Raw genomic sequence first — 22,812 nt, forward strand, 5'->3', positions numbered from 1 at the left:
CGCACTCCCGTTCGTCCTCTGTCCATAACGGAAAAGGAGAGCGACTGTGAAAGACGAAGCGAAAGTCAGGATCGAGGAAGAGGCGATCATCGCCATGCTGATGATGCGGGCAAAGGCGCTCGGCGAAAAGAACGCCGCGGAGGTGCTTTCCTATGAGGCTGAGGATTCCGTCGAATTTTCGCTGGCGCCGCCACTCGTCTCCACCGGCAAGAACGAGGCGGGCCTGCAGGCGTGGTTCGACACGTGGGAAGGTCCGATCGGCGGCGAAGTGCGCGATGCCAAATTGACGGTGGGCGGCGATGTCGCCTTCTGGAGCGGTCTCCTGCGCATGACCGGGACCAAGACCGACGGCACCGAGGTCGACCTCTGGTTCCGCCAGACCCTCGGCCTCGTCAAGCAAGACGGACGTTGGATCGTCGCTCACCAGCACGCCTCCGTGCCCTTCGCCATGGATGGCAGCGGCCGCGCATTGCTCGACCTCGAGCCGTGAGGTGAACCTCGGATGTCAGGCAGGGTTCTCCGCCGTCTTCCGACGGCCGGCGCGCACTCCCATGATCCCGACGCCCATCAACAGCAGGATCCCGGTCGCATAGATATCGGTCGTCAGGCCATAGCCGGCCGATTTCGCCAGGAAGCCGGCAAGGATCGCCGGCAGGCTGAAGGCGAGATAGCTCTGGACGTAGAAGGCGGCAAGCAGGCCGGCGCGCTCGTCCGCTTTGGCGAGCGGCATGATGGTGCCGATCGCGCCGAGGAAATTGGTGCCGAAACCGGCGCCGGTGAAGACAGTGCCGATCAGCAGCAGCGGTACATTGGCAAGATGCACGCCGGCGACAACAGTCAGGATGCCGAGCGTCTTGGCCGACACGCCGAAACCGAGATTGGCCGATGCCGTCTTGCTGCGCCTGAGATAGACGGCGATCGCGCCGCTCACCATCAGCGCGGTCACGACAGCCCCGCCCGTCAGCGGCGCGCGGCTGCCGGTCGTGCTGGCGACCAGCGACGGCACCAGCGAAAGATAGAAGCCGGCGAGTGTCCAGTTAGCGATATTGATCGGTGTCACCAGCGAGAGCGGCTGTTTGACCTGCGGGGGAACTGCGACCCTGGGGATCAACGAGCCGAGGGCGCCCGGCCGCCTGCCGCCGGTCTCGCGGGTCAGCCAGATGGCGGCTGCCAACAGCGTGAAGGCAAAAACCAGCAGCGCATAAACGAGATGCATCGGGAAAGGGCCATATTGGATCAGCGCGCTGGTGCCGACCGCGCCGACCGCCATGCCGCAAAGCGGTGCGATCGAATTGACGATCTGCCCCTTGGCCCGGTCGACATCGACGAGAGCGGCGCCGAGCGAGGCGCCGGCAATCCCGGTCGCAATCCCCTGCACGATCCGCGCTGCGATCAGCCAGCCGGGGCCGCTGGCGACGACGAAGAGGCCCATCGCTGCGATTTCCAGCACCAGGGCCAAAAAGATCACCGGCTTGCGGCCGAGATGGTCGGAGATCGAACCGGCAATCAACAGCGCAGCCAGCAGCGCGAAGGCGTAGACGGCAAAGACGACCGTGATCAGCACCGGCGAGAGTGCGAAGTTCTCCTGATAGATCCGATAGAGCGGCGTCGGCGCCGCCGAGGCGCCGAAAAAAGTGGCGAGCGTCAGCGCATGAAAGCCGACTGAGGGACGCGGCGCATTCTCTGTGGATTTGGCTGCTGCGACCATATATAAGCCCTCTTAAAGCTAAGCCGTTGCGTTAGCTTCATGTAGGGCCGATGGATCGTAAAGGCAAATTATTTGCGTTTATGGGTCTGTCAAAGATTTTGAACCATAAGCGTCGGGAGTCGGGCGTAGGGATGGCAGTGAAAGAAAATCTCCGGCCGGGCGGCAGAAGCGCCCGGGTTCAGGCCTCGGTGCACACAGCGGTCCGCGAACTGCTGGCCGAGATGAACCGCGCCGAGGTGACCATCCCGTCGATCGCCGCCAGGGCGGGTGTGACGCCCTCGACCATCTATCGCCGCTGGGGCGATCTGCAGGAGCTGCTTGCCGATGTCGCCGTCGAGCGGCTGCGGCCGGATATGCCGCCGGTCGATGCCGGCAGCGGCAAAGCCGATCTTGAAGCCTGGGCCGAGCAATATGCCGAGGAAATGGCCTCGGGGCCGGGCCGCGAGATGATCCGCGACGTGTTGGCGGCGCAGGCAGGGGTTAATGCCTGCAAATGCGCGGACTATACGCGTCAGCAGATCGTCGTCATCGCCGAGAGGGCAAAACGTCGTGGCGAAATTTTCCCCGACGTCGACAGTGTCATGGATCAGGTGGTGGCGCCAATCATGTACCGAATCCTGTTCGCCGACGTGCCGGATACCGCGTATGTGCGCGATCTGGTTTCACGTGTCGTGCGCGCGAGCGACTAAATGGCCTTTTATTCCGCAGCCGCGCGCTTGAGCCCTGATATCTGGGTGATGTAGGCGCGCAGCGCTGCCGGCCGCACCGGCTTGTGCTGGACGGCGATATCGTGCCGCTCGGCCTCGCTGCGCACCTCCGGCGTGCGATCGGCGGTAACAAGCAACGCGGGGATATCGACGCCGAACTGCCCGCGCAGATGCAGGATCGCGGCAATGCCGGTGCCGTCGTCGAGATGATAATCGGCGATGACGAGATCCGGCGGTCCGTCATGGCCCTCGCCTGCGATCACATCAGTTAGGCGATCCACCGCCGCCACCGCGCAGCCCCAGCCGCTGAGCAGCAACCGCATGCCTTCTAGGATTTTTGGCTCATTGTCGATGCAGAGCACCTTCAGCCCCTTGAGCGGCTGTGAGGGGCGGTCGCCCGGTGCGATGGCCGCGATGGCCTGGGCCGGGCGCGAGACGTCGAGCGGCATGGCGATGCGGAATTCCGTCCCCCTGCCATGTGTCGACTGCAGCTCGACCGAATGGTTGAGGACGCGGGCGATGCGGTCGACGATCGAAAGGCCGAGCCCGAGGCCGGAGGCGGTTTTCGCCCCTTCGTCCAGCCGCGCGAATTCCTTGAACACCGTGCGGAATTTCGACGGCGGAATACCGATGCCGGAATCGATCACCTGAATGATCACCTGATTGCCGCGCCGCCGGGCCCCGACCAATACCTTGCCGGTGATCGTATATTTGATGGCGTTGGAAACGAGGTTCTGCACGAGCCGGCGCAGCAGGTTGGGGTCGGAGCGCACCCTGAGCGACGTCGGCATCACCACCAGCTTCAGCTGTTTTTCCCGGGCGATCGGCGCAAAATCGGTCTCGATCCGCTCCAAGAGATCAGAGAGGGCGACGGAGGCGAGCCGCGGCCGCATGGCGCCGGTATCGAGTCTGGAGATGTCGAGCACCGCGCCGAGAATGGTTTCGACCGATTCCAGCGCCGAATCGATGTTGCGCACGATCGGGCTGTTGTCGGATTGCGCCATGCGTTCGACCAATGCCGAGGAATAAAGCCTGGCGGCGTTGAGCGGCTGCAGGATGTCGTGGCCGGCGGCGGCGAAAAAGCGGGTCTTGCCGATATTCGCCTCGTCGGCGGCGGCTCGCGCTTCGGCGAGTTCGCGGTTGACGCGGGTCAACTCGGCCGTGCGCTCGGCGACCCGCTGCTCCAGCGTCTCGTTCGCCTGCTTCAGCGCCTGGTCGGCACTGACGCGCTGGGTGATGTCGGTGAAGGTGGCGACGATGCCCTTGTCGGGCATGGCGTTGGAGCGCACCTCGATGATCCGCTCGCCGCCGCCGAGCACCAGCGAGAACGGCTTGTCGAGCGTCAGGAAATGCCGCACCGTCTGCTGTTGATCGCGGGACGCGATGTCGCCGCGCTGGCTGAGAATGGTGACGATGTCGGCCAGGGGAAAACCGACCTGGCCGGCATTTTCCGGCAGGTCGAGCAATTGCCGGAAGCGCCGGTTCCAGATGGTCAGCCGATTGGAACTGTCGAACACGGCGATGCCCTGGTCCATCTGCGACAGCGCGGTCTGCAACATGTCCTGGTTATACTGCAGTGCCTCGCTCGCCTGGTCGAGCAGCCAGGCGGTGTCGGACGAGGCATCCTCGATCTTCTGCAGGATCAGCGACAGCACCAGGCGGGCCGAGGACGAGCCGATGGCGCTGCCGAGCAACTGTTCGCTGAAATGGATCAGCGCCATGTCGGCCGGCTGTTCGTCCTCCAGCTTGCGGCCGGAGCTCTGCTCATAGGTCGTCAGCGACCGCTGCATGCGCTCTTCGCCGAGATAGCGCGAGATCGCCGCCTTGAGGTCGCCGACGCTGATGCGGGTCTTCCAGCCGCGCGTGGCAAATTGCGAGCGCGAATGCCGCTTGACGAAGATGCCGGCCTGGATGCGTTCCAGCGGCCTGGCGTTGCGGGTGAGCGAGCCGACGATGACGAAGGCGGTGTTGACGAGCAGGCTCATCACGGTCGCATTGACCAGCGGATCGGCGTCGGGCGCCGTAAAAACCGTCGCGCCGGGGAAGATGAAGCCGAGCACGGCGCTTGCCACATAGGAATAATCGGGGCCGCCGAGCGACGGCAGGAACAGCAGGTAGATCCAGATAACGGAGCCGGACGTCAGCCCGAGGATGGCGCCGCGCGCATTCGCCCGCCGCCAGATCAGCCCGACGAACAGGGCTGGGGCAATCTGTGCGATCGCCGCGAAGGAAAGAAGGCCGATCGAGGCGAGGCCGGCGGTACTGTCGGTCGAGCGGTAATAGGCATAGCCGAACAGCAGCACGGCGAAGATGGCGCTGCGGCGGATGTTGAGCAGCGTCTTGGCGAAATCGTCGCGCTGGCTGGCGCGGCCGGCGAGTTTGCGCCTGAGGAAGATCGGCATGATGATGTCGTTCGACACCATGATCGACAGCGCCACCGAATCGACGATGACCATCGCCGTTGCGGCAGAAAAGCCGCCGATGAAGGTGATCAGCGTGATGACAGGCATCTCGCCGGCAAGCGGCAGCGACAGCATGTAGAAGTCTGCGTTGCCGGCGCCGCCGAAGGTCAGCAGTCCGCCGATCGCCACCGGCAGCACGAAGAGATTGATCGCGATGAGGTAGAAGGGGAACAGGAAGCCGGCGAGTTTCAGCTGTTTTGCCGTTCGGTTTTCCACGACCGTCACGTGAAATTGCCGCGGCAGCATGATGATCGCGAAGGCCGACAGCAGGATCAACGTGAGCCAGCGGCTGATCGGCGTATGATAATTCAGGGCCGACATGACAAGGTCATTGCTGACGGTTTTCTGCCAGAGATCGCTCGGTCCATCGAAAAGAAACCAGATGACGCAGACGCCCGCCGTCAGGAAGGCGACGAGCTTGACCACCGATTCCATCGAGACGGCCAGAATAAGGCCGTCCTGGTGTTCCGTCGCATCCGTATGTCGCGTGCCGAACATGATGGCGAAGCAGGCAAGCACCAGCGTCGCGGCGAGCGGCAGGTCGAGGAAGTAGAGATTGCCGCTGCCGATGCCGTAATCGGACGGATTGACCATGGCGCTGACGGTGCTGGAGATCGCTTTCAGCTGCAGCGCTATATAGGGAATGGTGCCGATCAGCGAGATCAGCGCGACGATCGTCGCGACCGTCGGGTTCTTGCCGTAGCGTGCGGCGACGAAATCGGCGACCGAGGTTAGCTTCTCCGCCTTGGCGAGCTCGATGATGCGGCGAAGCAGCGGCATGCCGAGCGTGAAGACCAGGATCGGGCCGATATAGATGCCGGCAAATTCCAGGCCGCGCTGGGCGGCAAGCCCGACGCTGCCGAAATAGGTCCAGGAGGTGCAGTAGATCGCCAGGCTCAGCGCATAGACCACCGGCCATCCGCCTTCCAGGGCGCCCGGGCCGCGCTTCTTGCGGTCGCCATAGCTTGCCACGGCAAACAGCAGCAGCAGATAGCCGAAGGCAGACGCGAATATAATCCAGCCTGGAAGCATTGACCCTCCGCCGGCGGAAAGCCCGCCGGGACCTCCCGCAACCCTTTCAGCTTAAGTCATTTCAGAGGCGTTGAAAATTCCCGCGCATCTAGGCCTTAAGTCAAAGACCGCCGGGGGTATTGCCAAATAATTGCGATTGCCGATTGATTATCGCAAGGAAGATGTAGCTAATGAAATCCATCGCATACTCTCTGAAATGGATCGAAGGGAGACGGATCCGATGCTCAACGAATTCAAGGCCTTTATCGCCCGCGGCAATGTCATGGATCTTGCAGTCGGCGTCATCATCGGCGGCGCCTTCGGCGGCATCGTCAAATCTCTGGTCGACGACCTGATCATGCCGATCGTCGGCGCCATTTTCGGCGGCTTCGATTTTTCCAATTACTTCCTGCCACTGTCCTCGGCCGTCAACGCGCCGACGCTTGCCGCCGCCCGCGCACAAGGCGCGGTCTTTGCCTATGGCAGCTTCCTCACCGTGCTCATCAACTTCCTGATCCTTGCCTGGATCATCTTCCTGATGGTCAAGGGCGTCAATTATCTGCGCATGCAGGTCGAGCGCCAGGAAAAGGCCGCACCGGAAGAGCTGCCCCCACCGCCGGCGGATGTTCAACTGCTGACGGAGATCCGCGATCTCCTTGCCAAGCGCCCGACGGCCTGATCGAGGCCGGAGTCGGCGGCTCCGCGCGGCGTACTGAGCCACGCCGCGGTGGACTCCGCAATGGCTCCGTCCACCCCACTTTCCGTCATGCTCGGGCTTGACCCGAGCATCCACACCGCGTCCACCACCAGCCAGCGCACGGTCCTCGGGTCAAGCCCGAGGACGACGGAGGGTGGGTAGGTTTTCCAGTCAAACTCGCCAACGGTGGGCTGGGGTAGGCCGCATTGGAGCGCCTCACCACATCGGCCCAGCCCGGCCATTCATCACGAAAATCGATATGCCATCACTCGATATCATGGGATTTGCCGGCATAAATCTTTTATGAAGGCGCAAACCGGAGATCTGCATGTCGATCATGAACAGCCTCAGCCCGCGCGCCTTGGCGGCGCCCGAAAGCGGGATCGTCGAAGTCGTCAATTATGCCCGCGGCCGGCAAGGCCTGCTGCCGCTCTGGGTGGGTGAAGGTGATCTGCCGACGCCCGATTTCATCAGCCAGGCGGCAATGGAGGCGCTTGCTTCAGGCGAAACCTTCTACACCTGGCAGCGCGGCATTCCCGAGCTTCGCCGGGCGCTGTCGGATTATTATTTCAGGCAGTTTTCCGTACGCCTGCCGGTCGAGCATTTTTATGTCACCGGCTCCGGCATGCAGGCGATTCAGATCTCCGTGCAGGCGCTGACCTCGCCCGGCGACGAGTTCGTCTATCTCACCCCGGCCTGGCCGAATATCGCTGCCGCGCTCGAAATAGCCGGTGCGCGCGCCGTCGGCGTCGAACTGCAGTTCGAAGGCGGCAGATGGGGGCTCGATCTCGACCGCATCGAAGCCGCGATCACGCCAAGGACCCGGGGTCTGTTCATCAATACGCCGTCGAATCCGACCGGCTGGACCGCAACCAGAAAAGACCTCGGCGAAATCCTCGCCCTTGCCCGCAAACATGATCTCTGGATCATGGCGGATGAAATCTACGCGCTCTATCACTTTGCCGGCGGCCGCGCGCCCTCCTTCCTCGACATCATGGAAGAGGGCGACAAGATCATCTTCGTCAATTCCTTCTCGAAGAACTGGTCGATGACCGGCTGGCGCGTCGGCTGGATCGTCGCTCCACCCGAGATGGGACAGGTGCTCGAAAACCTCATCCAATATTCGACGTCGGGTGTGGCGCAGTTCATGCAGAAGGGCGCCGTCGCGGCGCTCGATCAAGGCGACGATTTCGTGCGCGCCAACATCGCCAGGGCCGCCCGTTCCCGCGACATCCTCTGCGATGCGCTGATTGCCACCAACCGCGTCGAGACGCTGAAGCCGGACGGCGCACTCTATGCTTTCCTGAAGATCGACGGGGTTACCGACAGCCGCAGGGCCGCGATCGACATCGTCGACAAGACGGGCGTCGGTCTCGCCCCCGGAACCGCTTTCGGCGCCGGCGGCGAACTGTTCCTGCGCGCCTGTTTCCTGCGCGACCCCGGCCAGATAGCGGTCGCTGCCGAGCGTCTCTGCGATTATATCGTCAAACTCTGAGAGGGCCGGCGAAAGCGCGCGCCGGGCCGATTTTGCGCCGGAACGGCCGGATCGCTAAAACTTGAGCAAAGCTCGAAATCGGCCTCTAACCACGACTCCAAACATAAGCGTTGAAAGGGTCCCGAACGGCCCTGCGATAAGAAAATTGGAAAGAAAAACCGGCGCCTGATGCCCCTGCTTCTAAAAAGCGAAAGCAGGGGTTTGGGACATGGCGGTTTTGGTGACGGGCGGGGCCGGTTACATCGGCAGTCACATGGTTTGGGCGCTCATCGATGCGGGCGAGGATGTGGTGGTGCTCGACCGCCTCTCCACCGGCTTTCGCTGGGCCGTGGCGCCGGCGGCGCGTTTCTACCTCGGCGACATTGCCGATCCCGACATCTTGAAGAAGATCTTCATCGAAAATGACATCGAGGCGATCATCCATTTCGCCGGCTCCGCCGTCGTCCCGGTCTCGGTCGCCGATCCGCTTTCCTATTACGACAACAACTCCGGCAAGACCCGGGCGCTTCTCTCCGCCGCGATCGGGGCCGGCATCCGCAATTTCGTCTTCTCGTCGACGGCGGCCGTCTACGGTCCACAGCAGAACGACCTGCCGGTGAAGGAGAATGCCTCCCTCAATCCGGAAAATCCTTACGGTCAGTCGAAGCTGATGACCGAATTCATGCTGCGCGATGCCGCCGCCGCCTATGATTTCAACTATGTCGCGCTCCGCTATTTCAACGTCGCCGGCGCCGACCCCGATCACCGCACCGGCCAGTCGACCGCAGGCGCCACGCATCTGATCAAGGTCGCCTGCGAGGCAGCACTCGGCAAACGCGACAGCGTCCATGTCTATGGCATCGACTACCCCACCCATGACGGCACCGGCGTGCGCGACTACATCCATGTCACCGATCTTGCCGATGCCCATCTGAAAGCGCTGCATCATCTGCGCAGGGACAAAGGCTCGCTGGTTGCCAATTGCGGTTATGGCAGCGGCTATTCGGTGCTCGACGTCTTGAACATGGTCACCCGCCTGCACGGACATTCCTTCAAGATCCATATGGCGCCGCGCCGTCCCGGCGATTCGGCAAGCGTCGTCGCCGATGCTTCGCTCGCCCGCCAGGTGCTCGACTGGAAACCCCGCCACGATTCGCTGGAAATCATCGTCCAGAGCTCGCTCGATTGGGAGCTCTTCCTGTCGAACAGAAATGTCGACGACCTGCACAGCATCCATCGGGCGCTTGCTGCCGCATCCTTCTGAACGGTGCTCGACGGCAGCCTGTTCACAGGCTTGCCGGAAATGCTCTGGAGCGATGCCGCATCGTCGTCTATTCATGGTTTCAAGCCTTTCCTGGGCAGAATGTCTGACCAGGAAAGGCTGGAACAGCGGAGGTGAACCATGCAGGACAGCGAAGTCATCATCGAGCGGCGAGGCGCTGCCGGCATCATCCGGCTCAACCGGCCGCGGGCGCTGAACAGCCTGACGCTGGCGATGATCCGGGCGATCGCCGAGGCGCTTGACGGCTTTGCCCGCGATGCCGACGTGGCGATTGTCGTGGCAACAGGGGAAGGCGAACGCGGCTTCTGCGCCGGCGGCGATATCCGCGCCCTGCATGAGAGCGCCCGGGCCGGTGACGGACTCGCCGGAACCTTCTGGCGCGAGGAATTCCGCCTCAACCACCAGATCGCCGTTTACCCCAAACCCTATGTCGCGCTGATGGACGGCATCACCATGGGCGGCGGCGTCGGCCTGTCTGCGCACGGCCGCCATCGCATCGTCACCGAGCGCACCCGCCTTGCCATGCCGGAAACCGGCATCGGCTACGTCCCCGATGTCGGCGCCACCTGGTTGCTGCCGAAGGCACCCGGCGAGGCCGGGACTTGGCTCGGCCTGACCGGGCTCGATATCGGCGCGGCTGATGCAATCCATGCCGGGCTTGCCGATGTTCAAATCGCTTCCTCGCGACTAGGCGAGGTGATCGATGCGCTGTCCACGCTACCACGCGGTGGTTCGTCGATTGATGTCGATACCGCCTTGCAGGCGTTTGCGGAACCTCGGGGTGAAAGCCGGCTGCGGCAGAACGTAGCGGTGATCGACCGTGCGCTTTGTTTCGAGAGCGTCGAGGAGATCCTCGCGGCGCTCGGCCGGGAGGAAGGAGAATTCGCCGCCGAGACGCGCCGCGTACTGCTGACGCGTTCGCCGACCAGCCTGAAGCTCGCTCTGCATCTGCTGAGAGCCGGCCGCCGCAGCGCCTCGCTTGCCGAATGCCTCGGCCGCGAACTCGGCGCCTGCCTGCAGATGTTGCACAACCCGGATTTCTTCGAGGGCATCCGTGCAGCCGTCATCGACAAGGACCGCAATCCGAAATGGTCGCCGGCGTCAGTCGAGGCCGTCAAGGCGCAAACGGTCGAGAAATTCCTGAAACCGGCCGAGCCGCCGCTTTTGCTCTGACGCTGTCATCCCCTGAAGGCTGAATGCGCGGCACCACGCGGCGGGCGAGAACCTCTGCTTCCTGATGCAGCCTTTTCAACACCGAATCTTCGGCGTGACACGCCGAAACCGTAAGCCGGGCTGTGCCAAAGCCTAGCTTTGCCTCTCCTTTGATCTGATCGACCGTCAACCGCGCTTCGGCATAGTGTCCGCGACGTGACCCCTAACCGACATCTCTCGATCACGAAAAACAGGAGCGCATCATGTCGCAGGCAGAAGCAAAACCCCTAACGACCAGTCGGCAGGAGCCTGGCAGGCCGAAGCCCGAAGAGTTGGTCCCGTCGCGCTATGCGGTGCGGATCGGCGAAATTGAAGTGCTGATCATCAGCGATGGCGTGCTGCCGCTCCCGACGACGATGCTGGGACACAACGCCGACGCGGCTGACCGGGCAGTCTGGCTGGACGATATGTTCCTGCCGCGAGACGCTTTCGACTGGGCGTTGAACGTGGTCCTCGTCCGCAGCGGTGGGCAGACCATCCTCATCGACGCCGGGCTGGGCCTGGATCCGGACTTGAACTTGCCGCGCGCCGGGCAGTTGATCAAGCGATTGGAGGGCGCCGGCATCGATCTGGCATCGGTGACCGACGTGGTGCTCACCCACCTGCACATGGATCACATCGGCGGGCTGCTGGTCGATGGCGTGAAGGACCGGTTGCGCGCCGATCTCAGGATCCACGTGGCGGCTGCGGAGACCAAATTCTGGGAGGCGCCCGATTTCAGCCACGTGTCCATGCCGCCCGGCTTTCCGGATGCGCTTCGGGCAACAGCAAAGCGGTTCCTCAGCGAGTACGGCAGCCATCTCAAGCTGTTCGACGAGCGATCTGAAGTGGCGCCGGGTGTGATCGTCCAACGCACCGGCGGCCACACCCCCGGACATAGCGTGGTCCGACTGGCATCCGGCGGTGACCGCCTGACATTCGCCGGCGATGCCGTGTTCGCGGTCGGGTTCGAGCACCCCAACTGGTACAATGGTTTCGAACACGATCCTGAGGAGGCCGCTCGTGTTCGCATCGATCTTCTCAGGGAGTTGGCGGCGAATGGCGAACAGCTGGTGGCCACCCACTTGCCGTTCCCGTCGGTCGGCCGCGTGGCGGTCGACGGTGACGTTTTCCGTTGGGTGCCGGTGTTCTGGGACTATTGAGCACCTGCCAGGTCAGGACCGAACCAAAGCGCGTCGCATGGATCGGATTCCATGCGGCCGGCTCTACCGCCACATGCCGCGCATGCGGGCGCCGACATCGATGCGCACCTGCCGCGCCTGGGCTTGAGCAGCAGACTCTGACTTCACCTGCGGCCAGCTGCAGGCCTCGAAGAATTGCAGCAGCGTCGCCGGAATGAAGCGGCTGCGCGAGGCATAGACATGGCGGTCGCCCTGCGCATTCTGCCCATAGGTGAAGAAACGCTGCGGCACGACGAGGTCGAGACCGTCGCGGGCGCGCGTCATCGCCACATAGAGCAGCCGGCGCTCCTCCTCGATTTCGGCGGTGGCGCCGACGGCAAGATCGCTCGGAATGCAGCCGTCGACGACATTCAGCATGAAGACCCTCGTCCATTCCTGGCCCTTGGCCGAATGGATGGTCGACAGAATGAGATAGTCCTCGTCGAGCAGCGGCACGCCGGCCTGGTCGCTGGTCGCATCCGGCGGATCGAGCGTGAGCTCGGTGAGGAAACGCTCGCGCGAGGCATAACCGCCTGCAATCTGCTCGAGCTGCAACAGATCGGCCTGCCGCGTTGCCGCGTCCTCATGCAGCCGCTCCAGATGCGGCGCGTACCATTGCCGCGCCAGCTCGATTTCCGCTGGCCAGCCGGCCTTGCCGGATTTCATTTCCTGAAGCATCGAAACGAAAGCCACCCAATCCTCCCCACAGCGCGGCGGCGCCGGCATGGCGGCAAGCGCTGAGAGCGGGCTCGCATCCTCGGCCATCAGGTCGAGCGCCTTCTGCGCCGTCGACGGCCCGACGCCCGGCAGGATCTGCATCAGCCGGAAGCCCGCCACCCGGTCGCGCGGGTTCTGCGCGAAGCGAAGCGCGGCCAGCATGTCCTTGACATGGGCGCTGTCGAGAAATTTCAGCCCGCCGAATTTGACGAAGGGAATGTTGCGCCGGGTCAGCTCGACCTCCAGCGGCCCGCTGTGATGCGAGGCGCGGAAGAGCACCGCCTGCTGCTTGAGCTTGAGGCCCTCTTCGCGATTGTCGAGCACCTTGTCGGCGACATAACGTGCCTGATCGGCCTCATCGCGAACCGTGACGAGGCGCGGCCGCTCGGCCGATTGCCGCTCGGTCCAGAGATTCTTGGTGAAGCGCTCCGAGGCGAGATCGATGACGGCGTTGGCGGCTGTCAGGATCGGCTGCGTCGAGCGATAGTTCCGGTCGAGCGTGACGATATTGGCGGGCGGGCTGAAGGCTGCGGGAAAATCGAGGATGTTGCGCACCGTCGCTGCGCGGAAGGAATAGATCGACTGCGCATCGTCGCCGACGACGGTCAGTCCCTGGCCTTGGGGCTTCAGCGCCATCAGGATCGAGGCCTGCAGTCGGTTGGTATCCTGATATTCGTCGACCAGCACATGGTCGAAGCGGCTGCCGATATCCTCGGCGATCACGCTTTCGCCCACCATCTGCGCCCAGTAGAGCAGCAGGTCGTCGTAATCGAGCACGTTCTGGCTCTGCTTCGCCTCGACATAGCAGGCGAACAGCTCGCGCAGCTGTTTTTCCCAGGCCACGCACCAGGGAAAGGCGTCGCGCAGCACCTGATCGAGCGCCGTCTCCGAGTTGACCGCCCTGGAATAAATGGCAAGGCAGGTGCCCTTGGCCGGGAACCGGCTTTCCGTCTTGGAGAAGCCGAGATCGTGCCGGATCAGGTTCATCAGGTCGGCGCTGTCCTCGCGGTCATGGATGGTGAAATCGGCATCGAGGCCGATCTGCTGGGCATAGTCGCGTAAGAGCCGCGCGCCAATGCCGTGGAAGGTGCCGGACCAATGAAGCGCATCGGCCATGACGCCGGCATTCGAACCGAGCACATCGCGGCAGATGCGCTCGACGCGCCGCGCCATTTCGGCCGCCGCCCGGCGCGAGAAGGTCATCAGCAGGATGCGGCGGGGATCGGCGCCCTTGACGATCAGATGGGCGACCCGATGGGCCAGCGTGTTCGTTTTGCCGGAACCGGCGCCGGCGATGACCAGCAGCGGCCCGGCAATATGGCTCCCGTCGGCGAGCGTGCCGTGCTCGACGGCCATGCGCTGCTGGGGATTGAGCTTTTCGAGATACATCCAGCCGTCCGGTCGGGCTCCCGCAGAATCACTGCGAGAAGATTAGATGTTCCTTGAATGTTCGCGATTTCAGCCGCTGTCAAGCCCGGACCGGCGCAAGTCTCAATCGGGGAAATCCGGCCCCACCACGCGCCGCACCAGCTTCAGGCTGCGGTCCGGCTGAAGAATATAGGTTTCCTCCACGCGCTGGCCGGTCCCGTTGTAGAACTGGTGGTGGACGGCGCTGCCGACCGGCGATTTGGTGAGCTTCGTCCGCGGCTGGCCGCCATAGGTGATGCTGCCGGGAATGGGTTCCAGCGCCGGGCTATCGGCAGAGGAGCAGCCGGTCAGCAATGCTGCGGCAAACAAGGCGGGCATCAGCACTTTCATCGTCGTCATCCCTCTTTCGACTGCAGCAAGATATGGAAGCCGCAGCACCTTCCGCCAAGGGCAGGTCAGGCTTGGCCCGCAGAAATCCCGCGCGAATATCCCGTCGAGACCGGCGAACCGCAACGAAAGCCCCGTTGCGGCGTTAACCTGGATCTACCAACCTCAGGAGACGCCTAAGTGATTGGGTTTGCTTTATTCCTAGACCATGACGAACCCACCCGGCAGGGTCATGGCGAGGCGGCGACACGCGCTTCGGTCGAGAGCGCTCTCCATGCCACCGATGATCTGGACGCCGGGGAAATCACCGTCAGCACGCTTGGTTCCTATGTCATCCTCGAAGGTTTCGTGCGCCGGCACGGCGATGTCGAACGAGCCGTCGCGATCGCCGAAAGCGTCGTCGGCCGAGGCTATGTGCATAGCCGCCTGCTGCGGCGCTGAGGGAACCAAGTAAGCCCCCGCGTGTTGAAATGCCGGATCAAAACGCTGGAGGCCATCATGCAGTTGCTTCTTCGCCTTTGGGCAACCACCTTGATTATCTGTGGTGTCTACGCCGGCTCCGCCTATGCCTCGCTCGAAACCGGCACGAACTATTCCGCGCTTCCGAAGGACCAGATCGCGCTCAACGAATATACCGAAACGGCCGCCTGCCAGCCGGCCGAGCCGCATTATCTGCCGTCCTTCATCCGCGCGGCTGACGGCACGATCATCGGTGTCGGTTATGTCGAGGTGGAGGATGCCGGCGACGCGGGATGCTGACAAACGGGGTTGTCCGAACGAGGCTCGCCGGCGTTTCCGGTGACGAGCCTCTGACCATCATCATGATGGCTGCGTGTGTTCTATCGAAACAGCTGTCCCCGGCGCAACGTCCTTTGCGCCAAAACCCGGCATCTGCTCGATCCAGGGTTAAGTGAAAATTAAACAATGTCTCGTTCCGGCACGCTTGCCGAACAAATCGAAAAACAGCCGGACGTTCCCTGCCGCGTTAATGCAGCAGCTTCAGCTTCGCCTCTTCGGCCGCCGCCAGGAACTCGGCCCTTGCCTCTTCCACGCTCTTGCGTCCGTCGAGTGCTGCCCGACAGGTGCTGCGCGCTTTGATATAATGCAGCCCGCGCGCGCTCGGCCAGAGATCCGCCAGACATTTCAACGCATCGAACGGCCCGTTGACAGTCTTGAGGTCAGCGCCTTCGAAACCGACCTTCACCGGGTCGTTCCATTTTTCAGTTGCCATCGATGCTCCTCCGGGGTTTCGACAGAACCATGTGTGCTGCGCCATCCTGTCCTCAGGGGGGACGCCGCCATGATAGCCATTCTAGCGAGAATTTTGCGGTCAACAATGGTGAATCGTTTGTTGTCGATGAACCGAAATGCCGACTTGGCGACACGGGATCGTAGGATTCGAAGAGGGCTACGCCCGTACGCGAGGAGAGGCCCTAAATAAACCATATGTTGCAGGCCCGCATCGCTGATCCATGCTCCTCTCCTCGTAAACGGGGCGAGGGGACGTGCCGGCGTGAGGCCTGCGGGGGACCGAGAGCTTGCGACATATCCCCTTCGCCCCGTTTACGGGGAGAAGGTGGCGGCAGCCGGATGAGGGGCCAGCCAAGTGCGAGAAATGATGTCGGATAAGAAAACTGGTGCTGCCGAGTGGGATTGAACCACCGACCTCACCCTTACCAAGGGTGTGCTCTACCACTGAGCTACGGCAGCAGGACCAGGACCCGTGCGAGCCGGGCGGCTCAATCGCGGGAACGGGGCGGCTATTGCCACAGCTTGACGACAAGCGCAAGCCGCAAATTCCAACTTCGCGTGGATTGCGATGCGGGGGACTTTTGGATCGGCGCGAATTCGGTTAATTCTGTCACATGAACGACAAGACCGAAACCGGCCACCAGAGCCGCAAAGAGGCAATCGAGGCACAGGCGAAGCTGCGCCGCGAGCGCGCCGCCGAAAAGCTCAGGGAAAATCTCAGCCGACGCAAACAGCAGGTACGCGCCCGCCGTTCGGGCCAGGCCGACGAAACAAATGGGCTGCCCGCCGCAAAAATGGACGAATCGTAATGTTCCGTCCGGCACGAATTGAAGCCTCTTAAGAAATCCCCTAAACACCCTCACTCCTCTTTCAAGCCAGAACTTTCAGGAAGTAAGCGCACATGGATCGTATCAGAATCGTCGGCGGTAATGAGCTGAATGGCATCATTCAGATTTCCGGCGCCAAGAATGCCGCACTGCCGCTGATGATCGCCTCGCTTCTGACCAGCGATACGCTGACGCTGGAAAACGTGCCGCATCTGGCCGATGTCGAACTTCTGATGCGCATCCTCGGCAATCATGGCGTCGACGTCGCCGTCAACGGCCGCCGCGAGCGTCAGGAGGATTCCTACGCCCGCACGATTCATTTCACCTGCCGCACCATCGTGGATACCACCGCTTCCTATGAACTGGTCTCGAAGATGCGCGCCTCTTTCTGGGTCATCGGCCCGCTCTTGGCGCGCGAAGGCCATTGCCGGGTGTCGCTGCCGGGCGGCTGCGCCATCGGCACGCGCCCCGTCGATCTCTTCATCGAAGGCCTGACGGCGCTCGGCGCGACCATGGAGATCGATGCCGGCTACATCAACGCCAAGGCCCCCGATGGCGGCCTGATCGGCGCGCGCTACACCTTCCCGAAGGTTTCCGTCGGCGCCACCCATGTGATGATGATGGCGGCGACGCTTGCCCGCGGCACCACTGTTATCGGCAATGCCGCCCGCGAACCTGAAGTCGTCGATCTCGCCAACTGCCTGAACGCCATGGGTGCCAAGATCTCCGGCGCGGGGACTGCGACCATCACCATCGAGGGCGTCACCTCGCTCTCCGGCGCCCGCCACCGGGTCCTGCCGGATCGCATCGAGACCGGCACCTACGCCATGGCCGTCGCCATGGCCGGCGGCGACGTCGTGCTGGAAAATACCGATGTGTCGCTGCTCGAAACCGCGCTGGAAACGCTGCGCCGCGCCGGGGCGGATATCTCCGCGACCAACAACGGCATGCGCATCAAGCGCAACGGCGCCGGCATCAAGCCGGTCGATATAGTCACCGATCCCTTCCCGGGTTTCCCGACCGACCTGCAGGCGCAGTTCATGGCGCTGATGACCCGCTCCTCCGGCATCTCTCATGTCACCGAGACCATCTTCGAGAACCGCTTCATGCACGTGCAGGAGCTTGCCCGCCTCGGCGCCAGGATCACGCTCTCCGGCCAGACGGCGAAGATCGAAGGTGTCCAGCGCCTGCGCGGCGCGCCTGTTATGGCGACCGATCTGCGTGCCTCCGTTTCGCTCGTCATCGCCGGCCTTGCCGCCGAGGGCGAAACCACGGTCTCCCGCGTCTATCACCTCGACCGCGGTTTCGAGCGGCTCGAGGAGAAGCTGACCCGCTGCGGCGCCGTCGTCCAGCGCATCAGCGAGTAAGCCCTCGTTCATCCCGGTTGCGTAATCCGTCACAGCATCCTATTTCCCTTGTCTGACGCATCGCCATTCCGGCGATGCCTCCTGGGATAAGACTGGATGACCGATCTGAAGCTTGTTGCGCTCGATGATGAGGATCTTGCCATCATCTCCGCCCATATGCAGGACAGCGTCTTCAAGGTCGGTGACATCGACTGGTCGCCGCGCGAAGCGCAATTCGCCCTTGCCGCCAATCGTTTCGTCTGGGAGGGTGCCGGGCGCAAGCGCAGGGGTTTCGAGCGCCGCCGGGCCGCCTTGGTCTTCAAGCGGGTGCTTGCCGTGCGTTCGCTCGGCATCGACCGTGGTGAGCGGGACGAGGTGCTGTCGCTCCTGGCGCTGCGTTTCGAGAAGAAGGGCGAAGGGCCTGACGGCACGGTCGAGCTGGCGCTGTCGGGCAAGGCCTCGATAGCGCTCGATGTCGAATGCATCGAGGCGCAGCTTGCCGATATCGGCGGCGCCTGGGAGGCGGCTTCCAAGCCGCGCCATCCCTGACGCCCGACGTTTGAATGTTGCGGTTTCGAGTTGAGAAGGAATATCGGCCTTGGCAATCTGGCTGGATCAGGCATCGGAAGGTTTCGAGCAGCATTTCGCCGCCTTCCTGACGACGAAGCGCGAAGTCTCCGAGGATGTGAACGCCGTTGCGCGCGCCATTATCGATGACGTCAGGGCGCGTGGCGATGTGGCGCTTGCCGAATATTCGCTGAAATTCGACGGCATCGATTTCGCCACCGTGCCGATGCGCGTCACGCCTGAAGAGATCGACGCCGCCATCGAGGCGGTGCCGTCGGAAGTTCTTGGGGCGCTGAAGCTCGCGGCGCTCCGCATCGAATCCCATCATCGCCGGCAGCTGCCGAGGGACGATATTTACGAGGACGATCTCGGCGTCCGTCTCGGCTCGCGCTGGACGGCGATCGAGGCGGTCGGACTTTACGTTCCCGGCGGTACCGCGAGCTATCCGAGCTCGGTGCTGATGAACGCCGTGCCGGCCAAGGTCGCCGGCGTCGACCGGATCGTCATCGCCGTTCCCGCCACCGGCGGCGCCGTCAATCCGGCGGTGCTCGCCGCCGCCAGGCTTGCCGGCGTGACCGAGATCTACCGCGTCGGCGGCGCCCAGGCGATCGCTGCTCTCGCCTATGGCACCGAGACGATCGCCCCGGTCGCCAAGATCACCGGTCCCGGCAACGCCTATGTCGCCGCCGCCAAGCGCCACGTCTTCGGCACTGTCGGCATCGATATGATCGCCGGTCCTTCCGAGGTGCTGGTCATTGCCGACAAGGACAACAATCCCGATTGGATTGCCGCCGATCTTTTGGCGCAGGCCGAGCACGATGCCAGCGCCCAGGCGATCCTGATCACCGATGATGTCGAATTCGGCAAGCAGGTGGAGCAGGCGGTCGAACGCCAACTGAAGTCGCTGAACCGTGCGGAGACGGCGGCGGCAAGCTGGCGCGATTTCGGCGCCGTCATCCTCGTTACCGATCTGAACCAGGCCGTTCCGCTCGCAAACCGCATCGCCGCCGAGCATCTCGAGCTTGCCGTCGCCGATCCGGACCGGCTGCTCGATGGCATCCGCAATGCCGGTGCGATCTTCATCGGCGCCCATACGCCCGAAGTGATCGGCGATTATGTCGGCGGTTCGAACCATGTGCTGCCGACGGCGCGTTCGGCGCGCTTCTCCTCCGGTCTTTCGGTCCTCGATTTCGTCAAGCGCACCTCGATCCTTCGCCTCGGGCCGGATGAACTGCGCACCCTTGGCCCGGCGGCGATCGCGCTGGCGGTTTCCGAAGGCCTCGATGCCCATGCGCGATCGGTCGCGATCCGCCTTAACCTCGAAAGGTGAGGGTATGGCGGCGGGCGATTTCCGGCTTTGCGACGTCGTCCTGGACGATACGATCGGCCGTTCGACGCCCGATGTCGAGCATGAGCGCGCCGTCGCCATCTTCGATCTGATCGAGGAGAACAGCTTTGCGCCGATCGGCCATGCCGGCGGGCCTTATCGGCTAAACATCTCGCTGGTCGACTCTAAGCTGGTCTTCGCCATCGCCACGGAAGACGGCGGCAATGTCGCCACCCATATCCTGTCGCTCACGCCCTTCCGGCGGATCGTCAAGGATTACTTCATGATCTGCGAGAGCTATTATGAAGCGATCCGTTCGGCCACACCAAGCCGCATCGAGGCGATCGATATGGGCCGGCGCGGTATCCACAACGAGGGGTCGCAGACGCTGAAGGACAGGCTGACCGGCAAGATCGAGATCGATTTCGACACCGCCCGGCGGCTGTTCACGCTGGTCTGCGTGCTCTACTGGCGCGGATGACGGCAATGGAGGTCGCCGCCGACGTCGAGGAGGGGAAGAGGCCGGGCGCCATCCTCTTCATGTGCGGGCTGAACGCCATCCGCTCGCCAATGGCGGAAATCATTGCTCGTAGCATTCTGCCGTCCAATACCTATATAAGGTCGGCCGGCGTTCGCGCCGGCGAGCGCGATCCTTTCGTCGATGTGGTGCTTGAGGAGATCGGGCTTTCCCTCGGGCGCCGCCAGCCGCAGACGCTGGAAGACCTCGAGGACGATTATTTCGATCTGATCATCACGCTGTCGCCGCAGGCCCATCATGCCGCGCTGGAGCTGACGCGCTCGAATGCAATCGACGTCGTCTACTGGCCGACGATGGATCCGACGGTTGTCAGCGGAACGCGCGAGCAGATTCTCGAGAGCTATCGCGAGGTCCGCAATCATCTCACCGGTCTCATCGAAAGCCGGCTGCTGAAACGAAAAGGCATCGCCGCGCAGTCGGCGTGAAAACAAATGACGGAAAGCCCGATCAACAAGGTTCACAAACCCGCCTTGATTGTGTAGTTTCCGCCCAAATTTCAAGGCGCGCGCTGCGCTGCCTCTTCAACCCACAGGAAGAAAACCACTATATGCCGAAAGAAGAAGTCCTCGAATTCCCGGGAATCGTCACCGAACTTCTGCCGAATGCGACGTTTCGCGTGAAGCTTGAAAACGAACACGAGATTATCGCCCATACCGCCGGCCGCATGCGCAAGAACCGCATCCGCGTTCTCGCCGGCGACAAGGTGCTTGTGGAAATGACGCCCTACGATCTGACCAAGGGCCGCATCACCTACCGTTTCAAGTAAGCTTGCCCAAGGTCCTGCAAGGGTTTTCTCCCGTCTGGCGATGGTCGAGGTTCCATGGCGCTGAAATATAAGCTCATTCTCGCTTCGGGCTCGCCCCGTCGCGTTGACCTGCTCAACCAGGCAGGCATCGAGCCGTCGCGCCTGATGCCGATGGATATCGACGAGACGCCGAAGAAGTCGGAGCATCCGCGCTCGCTCGCCCGCAGGCTTTCGGCCGAGAAGGCGGAAGCCGCCCTTGCCGCCATTAAGGGCGACATCACCTGGAAGGGCAGTTATATCCTCTCCGCCGACACGGTGGTCGCCGTTGGCCGGCGCATTCTCGGCAAGGCCGAGTTTGCCGACGAGGCGTTGAGTTCGCTGCATCTTTTGTCCGGACGCAACCATCTCGTCTATACCGGCGTTTGCCTGGTGACGCCGGATCGCAAGATCCGCCAGAAGATCGTCGAGACCAAGGTCCGCTTCAAGCGGCTGTCCGGCTTCGAGATCGAAAACTATCTGGCCTCCGGCCAGTGGCGCGGCAAGGCGGGCGCCTACGGCATCCAGGGCCTGGCCGGCACTTTCGTGCAGAAGATGGTGGGCTCTTACACCAACGTCGTCGGCCTGCCGCTTTATGAAACCATTGTGCTTTTGACCGGCGAAGGCTTCGATGTGCATAGCCGGTGGCCAGAGGGCTGAGGCCGCGGCCGACGCCATAGGACGAACCGATTATGCCCGAAAACAGGAAAGCCGCCGCCAAGGTCGAACCGCTGCGTAAGACGCGCCCTTGCCCCGAATGCGGCAAGCCGTCGAATCGCGAACATTATCCCTTCTGCTCCAACCGCTGCCGCGAGGTCGATCTCTCCCGCTGGCTGACCGGCTCCTATGCCATTCCGGTTGCTGATGACGAGACCAAGGCCGATTATCCCGACGAGGAAAACTAGCGAAATCGATCGGCGAAGCTCTTATTTTTCCTCATGAATTGGCAAATCCGGGGAGACCGTCAAAAAAGAGTCATTTGACGCTTGCCATGAGCGAACAAGATGCTATAACCCGCTCGCTTCCGGGGCGAACCAAGGCCCCGCGGTTCTTTTTCAAAAGAAGCATCATCGGAAGCAGGTTAGCCCAGGTAGCTCAGTTGGTAGAGCAGCGGATTGAAAATCCGCGTGTCACTGGTTCGATTCCGGTCCTGGGCACCACTACACTCCCCAAGCAGTACCAAGCACTAAGATGGCCGTCGATCGAGATAAGTCGACCAATTTCATGTTGCGTGTATTGCGGCGGAATTCCTTACATTTCCAACGGTTGCTACAGGGAAACCGCGAAACACGCGAGATGGAATGCACACGTCCCCCCTTCGGGACGGAGAAAGCCGCTGATCAGCTCCGCCCGGGTCCAATCATCATTCTGGTCGACAAAGTCGGCGCAGCCAAACGTATGATTTGAGGCTTCCTGCGCCGGCCAACAAAACGGCGAAAACGCGCAGTTGATGCGTCGAATTCACTTGATGTCCTGTCGGCCGAGATCATTGTTATACTCAGCTCGTAGACATTATCGCCGCCTTCGGCCGCGGTCGTCCCGGAAGGCGCGGGGTCCGCCTGGGTTGACGCCGGCTGGGTAGGGCATCGAATGGAACCAACACCGGTCATTGCCGTTGTAAGCCAGGGAGTCCGACCATGAGCAACGCCCGTCAGGCGCGAACGAGATGGTGACGGTACTCCGAGGAGAACGCACATGGATCTCACAACCCTTGTCATCATCGTTGTGATACTTCTTTTGCTAGGCGGTGGCGGCTGGTACGGTCGGGGACGCTGGTACTAAACGACGGCCTACGTGGCACGCATCACTGGTTGACGAGCGCTCCGGCTGGGGGACGGCGCGCCCGGCCGCGGCCAACAATCCCTCTGTTCAGAGGTCAGTGCCGCCTTTCGTTGACTTCGCCAGCATCTCGCTCAGCGTCGCCGCCGAGAGCATGGATTCGGCCAAAAGCTTCTTGAGCTTCTGGTTCTCTTCATCCAGGGCTCTCACC

General features: G+C 62.7%; 23 protein-coding genes and 2 tRNA genes. 19 read left to right on the top strand and 6 right to left on the bottom strand.

The genetic code is table 11. The features are described from left to right. The first annotated feature begins 46 nt into the window (after nucleotides 1-46). Nucleotides 47-490, top strand: coding sequence for a YybH family protein (locus GGI60_RS07215; protein WP_183914402.1), 444 nt, complete (start codon nucleotides 47-49; stop codon nucleotides 488-490). 15 nt (nucleotides 491-505) lie between these two features. On the opposite strand, the gene GGI60_RS07220 is transcribed toward GGI60_RS07215, so the two are convergent. Continuing rightward, nucleotides 506-1,708, bottom strand: a complete 1,203-nt coding sequence (locus tag GGI60_RS07220) for an MFS transporter (protein ID WP_183914404.1) — start codon at nucleotides 1,706-1,708, stop codon at nucleotides 506-508. A 131-nt stretch (nucleotides 1,709-1,839) separates the two neighbouring features. On the opposite strand from GGI60_RS07220, the gene GGI60_RS07225 reads away from it, so the two are divergent. Then, nucleotides 1,840-2,397 (top strand): TetR/AcrR family transcriptional regulator, encoded by a 558-nt coding sequence (locus GGI60_RS07225; protein WP_183914679.1) that lies wholly within the window; start codon nucleotides 1,840-1,842, stop codon nucleotides 2,395-2,397. A gap of 8 nt (nucleotides 2,398-2,405) precedes the next feature. On the opposite strand, the gene GGI60_RS07230 is transcribed toward GGI60_RS07225, so the two are convergent. Then, on the bottom strand, nucleotides 2,406-5,909 hold the full coding sequence (locus GGI60_RS07230; protein WP_183914406.1) for a PAS domain-containing hybrid sensor histidine kinase/response regulator: 3,504 nt from the start codon (nucleotides 5,907-5,909) through the stop codon (nucleotides 2,406-2,408). A gap of 220 nt (nucleotides 5,910-6,129) precedes the next feature. On the opposite strand from GGI60_RS07230, the gene mscL reads away from it, so the two are divergent. From mscL to GGI60_RS07255, 5 genes are all read left to right on the top strand, one after another. Further along, a complete protein-coding gene (gene mscL / locus GGI60_RS07235) occupies nucleotides 6,130-6,567 on the top strand; it encodes a large conductance mechanosensitive channel protein MscL (protein ID WP_183914408.1) in 438 nt (145 codons plus the stop codon). Nucleotides 6,568-6,913: 346 nt separating this feature from the next. Beyond that, nucleotides 6,914-8,080 (top strand): pyridoxal phosphate-dependent aminotransferase, encoded by a 1,167-nt coding sequence (locus tag GGI60_RS07240; protein WP_183914410.1) that lies wholly within the window; start codon nucleotides 6,914-6,916, stop codon nucleotides 8,078-8,080. Nucleotides 8,081-8,288: 208 nt separating this feature from the next. Then, on the top strand, nucleotides 8,289-9,323 hold the full coding sequence (gene galE, locus GGI60_RS07245) for a UDP-glucose 4-epimerase GalE (protein WP_183914412.1): 1,035 nt from the start codon (nucleotides 8,289-8,291) through the stop codon (nucleotides 9,321-9,323). Nucleotides 9,324-9,461: 138 nt separating this feature from the next. Next, on the top strand, nucleotides 9,462-10,514 hold the full coding sequence (locus GGI60_RS07250) for an enoyl-CoA hydratase/isomerase family protein (RefSeq protein WP_183914414.1): 1,053 nt from the start codon (nucleotides 9,462-9,464) through the stop codon (nucleotides 10,512-10,514). 242 nt (nucleotides 10,515-10,756) lie between these two features. After that, nucleotides 10,757-11,695, top strand: a complete 939-nt coding sequence (locus tag GGI60_RS07255; RefSeq protein WP_183914416.1) for an MBL fold metallo-hydrolase — start codon at nucleotides 10,757-10,759, stop codon at nucleotides 11,693-11,695. Between the two features lie 63 nt (nucleotides 11,696-11,758). On the opposite strand, the gene GGI60_RS07260 is transcribed toward GGI60_RS07255, so the two are convergent. Both GGI60_RS07260 and GGI60_RS07265 read right to left on the bottom strand, forming a co-directional pair. Then, nucleotides 11,759-13,819 (bottom strand): ATP-dependent helicase, encoded by a 2,061-nt coding sequence (locus GGI60_RS07260; protein ID WP_183914418.1) that lies wholly within the window; start codon nucleotides 13,817-13,819, stop codon nucleotides 11,759-11,761. A 102-nt stretch (nucleotides 13,820-13,921) separates the two neighbouring features. Then, complete coding sequence (locus tag GGI60_RS07265; protein ID WP_409527249.1) at nucleotides 13,922-14,197, bottom strand: hypothetical protein; 276 nt, start codon at nucleotides 14,195-14,197, stop codon at nucleotides 13,922-13,924. Between the two features lie 168 nt (nucleotides 14,198-14,365). Here GGI60_RS07265 and GGI60_RS07270 point away from each other — a divergent pair, with 168 nt between their 5' ends. Together GGI60_RS07270 and GGI60_RS07275 are read left to right on the top strand one after the other, a co-directional pair. Continuing rightward, nucleotides 14,366-14,626 carry a BON domain-containing protein gene (locus GGI60_RS07270; RefSeq protein ID WP_183914420.1) on the top strand — a complete coding sequence of 87 codons (261 nt, stop codon included), beginning with the start codon at nucleotides 14,366-14,368 and terminating at the stop codon, nucleotides 14,624-14,626. A gap of 57 nt (nucleotides 14,627-14,683) precedes the next feature. After that, a complete protein-coding gene (locus tag GGI60_RS07275) occupies nucleotides 14,684-14,944 on the top strand; it encodes a hypothetical protein (RefSeq protein WP_183914422.1) in 261 nt (86 codons plus the stop codon). A gap of 226 nt (nucleotides 14,945-15,170) precedes the next feature. On the opposite strand, the gene GGI60_RS07280 is transcribed toward GGI60_RS07275, so the two are convergent. Both GGI60_RS07280 and GGI60_RS07285 read right to left on the bottom strand, forming a co-directional pair. Then, nucleotides 15,171-15,416: a DUF982 domain-containing protein gene (locus GGI60_RS07280; protein ID WP_168295872.1), complete on the bottom strand. Its 246-nt coding sequence runs from the start codon at nucleotides 15,414-15,416 to the stop codon at nucleotides 15,171-15,173. 404 nt (nucleotides 15,417-15,820) lie between these two features. Further along, a tRNA-Thr gene (locus GGI60_RS07285) sits at nucleotides 15,821-15,895 on the bottom strand. 155 nt (nucleotides 15,896-16,050) lie between these two features. Between GGI60_RS07285 and GGI60_RS07290 the strand changes: the two genes are divergently transcribed. The 10 genes from GGI60_RS07290 (at nucleotide 16,051) to GGI60_RS07335 (ending at nucleotide 21,982) form a co-directional block, all read left to right on the top strand. Continuing rightward, nucleotides 16,051-16,245, top strand: coding sequence for a hypothetical protein (locus tag GGI60_RS07290; protein ID WP_009996058.1), 195 nt, complete (start codon nucleotides 16,051-16,053; stop codon nucleotides 16,243-16,245). A gap of 92 nt (nucleotides 16,246-16,337) precedes the next feature. Beyond that, a complete protein-coding gene (gene murA / locus GGI60_RS07295; protein ID WP_038686791.1) occupies nucleotides 16,338-17,630 on the top strand; it encodes a UDP-N-acetylglucosamine 1-carboxyvinyltransferase in 1,293 nt (430 codons plus the stop codon). Nucleotides 17,631-17,726: 96 nt separating this feature from the next. Further along, the gene (locus GGI60_RS07300) at nucleotides 17,727-18,158 is read left to right on the top strand and encodes a DUF2948 family protein (RefSeq protein ID WP_097582451.1); all 432 of its coding nucleotides are present in this window, start codon (nucleotides 17,727-17,729) and stop codon (nucleotides 18,156-18,158) included. 49 nt (nucleotides 18,159-18,207) lie between these two features. Then, nucleotides 18,208-19,506 (top strand): histidinol dehydrogenase, encoded by a 1,299-nt coding sequence (gene hisD / locus GGI60_RS07305; protein ID WP_183914424.1) that lies wholly within the window; start codon nucleotides 18,208-18,210, stop codon nucleotides 19,504-19,506. Between the two features lie 4 nt (nucleotides 19,507-19,510). Next, nucleotides 19,511-19,984: a UPF0262 family protein gene (locus tag GGI60_RS07310; protein ID WP_183914426.1), complete on the top strand. Its 474-nt coding sequence runs from the start codon at nucleotides 19,511-19,513 to the stop codon at nucleotides 19,982-19,984. Next, on the top strand, nucleotides 19,981-20,466 hold the full coding sequence (locus GGI60_RS07315; RefSeq protein WP_183914427.1) for a low molecular weight phosphatase family protein: 486 nt from the start codon (nucleotides 19,981-19,983) through the stop codon (nucleotides 20,464-20,466). The genes GGI60_RS07310 and GGI60_RS07315 overlap by 4 nt, the downstream gene beginning before the upstream one ends. A 122-nt stretch (nucleotides 20,467-20,588) precedes the next feature. Next, entirely contained in the window at nucleotides 20,589-20,807 is a 219-nt protein-coding gene (gene infA / locus GGI60_RS07320) for a translation initiation factor IF-1 (protein ID WP_003545338.1), read from the top strand. Between the two features lie 54 nt (nucleotides 20,808-20,861). Then, nucleotides 20,862-21,482 (top strand): Maf-like protein, encoded by a 621-nt coding sequence (locus tag GGI60_RS07325; protein ID WP_010028866.1) that lies wholly within the window; start codon nucleotides 20,862-20,864, stop codon nucleotides 21,480-21,482. Nucleotides 21,483-21,514: 32 nt separating this feature from the next. Next, nucleotides 21,515-21,727, top strand: coding sequence for a DNA gyrase inhibitor YacG (yacG, locus tag GGI60_RS07330; protein ID WP_183914429.1), 213 nt, complete (start codon nucleotides 21,515-21,517; stop codon nucleotides 21,725-21,727). A 179-nt stretch (nucleotides 21,728-21,906) separates the two neighbouring features. Continuing rightward, nucleotides 21,907-21,982: transfer RNA gene (locus tag GGI60_RS07335), tRNA-Phe, on the top strand. Nucleotides 21,983-22,812 lie beyond the last annotated feature (830 nt).

It is taken from the genome of Rhizobium lentis, from assembly GCF_014200175.1.
Taxonomy (GTDB): Bacteria; Pseudomonadota; Alphaproteobacteria; order Rhizobiales; family Rhizobiaceae; genus Rhizobium; species Rhizobium mulingense.

Bases quoted from the DNA above. Each gene is read 5' to 3' on its own strand.
- GGI60_RS07220 (WP_183914404.1), bottom strand. From the start codon at position 1,708: ATGGTCGCAGCAGCCAAATCCACAGAGAATGCGCCGCGTCCCTCAGTC.
- GGI60_RS07300 (WP_097582451.1), top strand. From the start codon at position 17,727: ATGACCGATCTGAAGCTTGTTGCGCTCGATGATGAGGATCTTGCCATC.
- GGI60_RS07230 (WP_183914406.1), bottom strand. From the start codon at position 5,909: ATGCTTCCAGGCTGGATTATATTCGCGTCTGCCTTCGGCTATCTGCTG.
- galE (WP_183914412.1), top strand. From the start codon at position 8,289: ATGGCGGTTTTGGTGACGGGCGGGGCCGGTTACATCGGCAGTCACATG.
- GGI60_RS07260 (WP_183914418.1), bottom strand. From the start codon at position 13,819: ATGTATCTCGAAAAGCTCAATCCCCAGCAGCGCATGGCCGTCGAGCAC.
- murA (WP_038686791.1), top strand. From the start codon at position 16,338: ATGGATCGTATCAGAATCGTCGGCGGTAATGAGCTGAATGGCATCATT.
- yacG (WP_183914429.1), top strand. From the start codon at position 21,515: ATGCCCGAAAACAGGAAAGCCGCCGCCAAGGTCGAACCGCTGCGTAAG.
- GGI60_RS07255 (WP_183914416.1), top strand. From the start codon at position 10,757: ATGTCGCAGGCAGAAGCAAAACCCCTAACGACCAGTCGGCAGGAGCCT.
- infA (WP_003545338.1), top strand. From the start codon at position 20,589: ATGCCGAAAGAAGAAGTCCTCGAATTCCCGGGAATCGTCACCGAACTT.
- GGI60_RS07310 (WP_183914426.1), top strand. From the start codon at position 19,511: ATGGCGGCGGGCGATTTCCGGCTTTGCGACGTCGTCCTGGACGATACG.
- GGI60_RS07265 (WP_409527249.1), bottom strand. From the start codon at position 14,197: ATGACGACGATGAAAGTGCTGATGCCCGCCTTGTTTGCCGCAGCATTG.
- GGI60_RS07250 (WP_183914414.1), top strand. From the start codon at position 9,462: ATGCAGGACAGCGAAGTCATCATCGAGCGGCGAGGCGCTGCCGGCATC.
- mscL (WP_183914408.1), top strand. From the start codon at position 6,130: ATGCTCAACGAATTCAAGGCCTTTATCGCCCGCGGCAATGTCATGGAT.
- GGI60_RS07280 (WP_168295872.1), bottom strand. From the start codon at position 15,416: ATGGCAACTGAAAAATGGAACGACCCGGTGAAGGTCGGTTTCGAAGGC.
- GGI60_RS07225 (WP_183914679.1), top strand. From the start codon at position 1,840: ATGGCAGTGAAAGAAAATCTCCGGCCGGGCGGCAGAAGCGCCCGGGTT.
- GGI60_RS07275 (WP_183914422.1), top strand. From the start codon at position 14,684: ATGCAGTTGCTTCTTCGCCTTTGGGCAACCACCTTGATTATCTGTGGT.
- GGI60_RS07290 (WP_009996058.1), top strand. From the start codon at position 16,051: ATGAACGACAAGACCGAAACCGGCCACCAGAGCCGCAAAGAGGCAATC.
- GGI60_RS07315 (WP_183914427.1), top strand. From the start codon at position 19,981: ATGACGGCAATGGAGGTCGCCGCCGACGTCGAGGAGGGGAAGAGGCCG.
- GGI60_RS07240 (WP_183914410.1), top strand. From the start codon at position 6,914: ATGTCGATCATGAACAGCCTCAGCCCGCGCGCCTTGGCGGCGCCCGAA.
- GGI60_RS07325 (WP_010028866.1), top strand. From the start codon at position 20,862: ATGGCGCTGAAATATAAGCTCATTCTCGCTTCGGGCTCGCCCCGTCGC.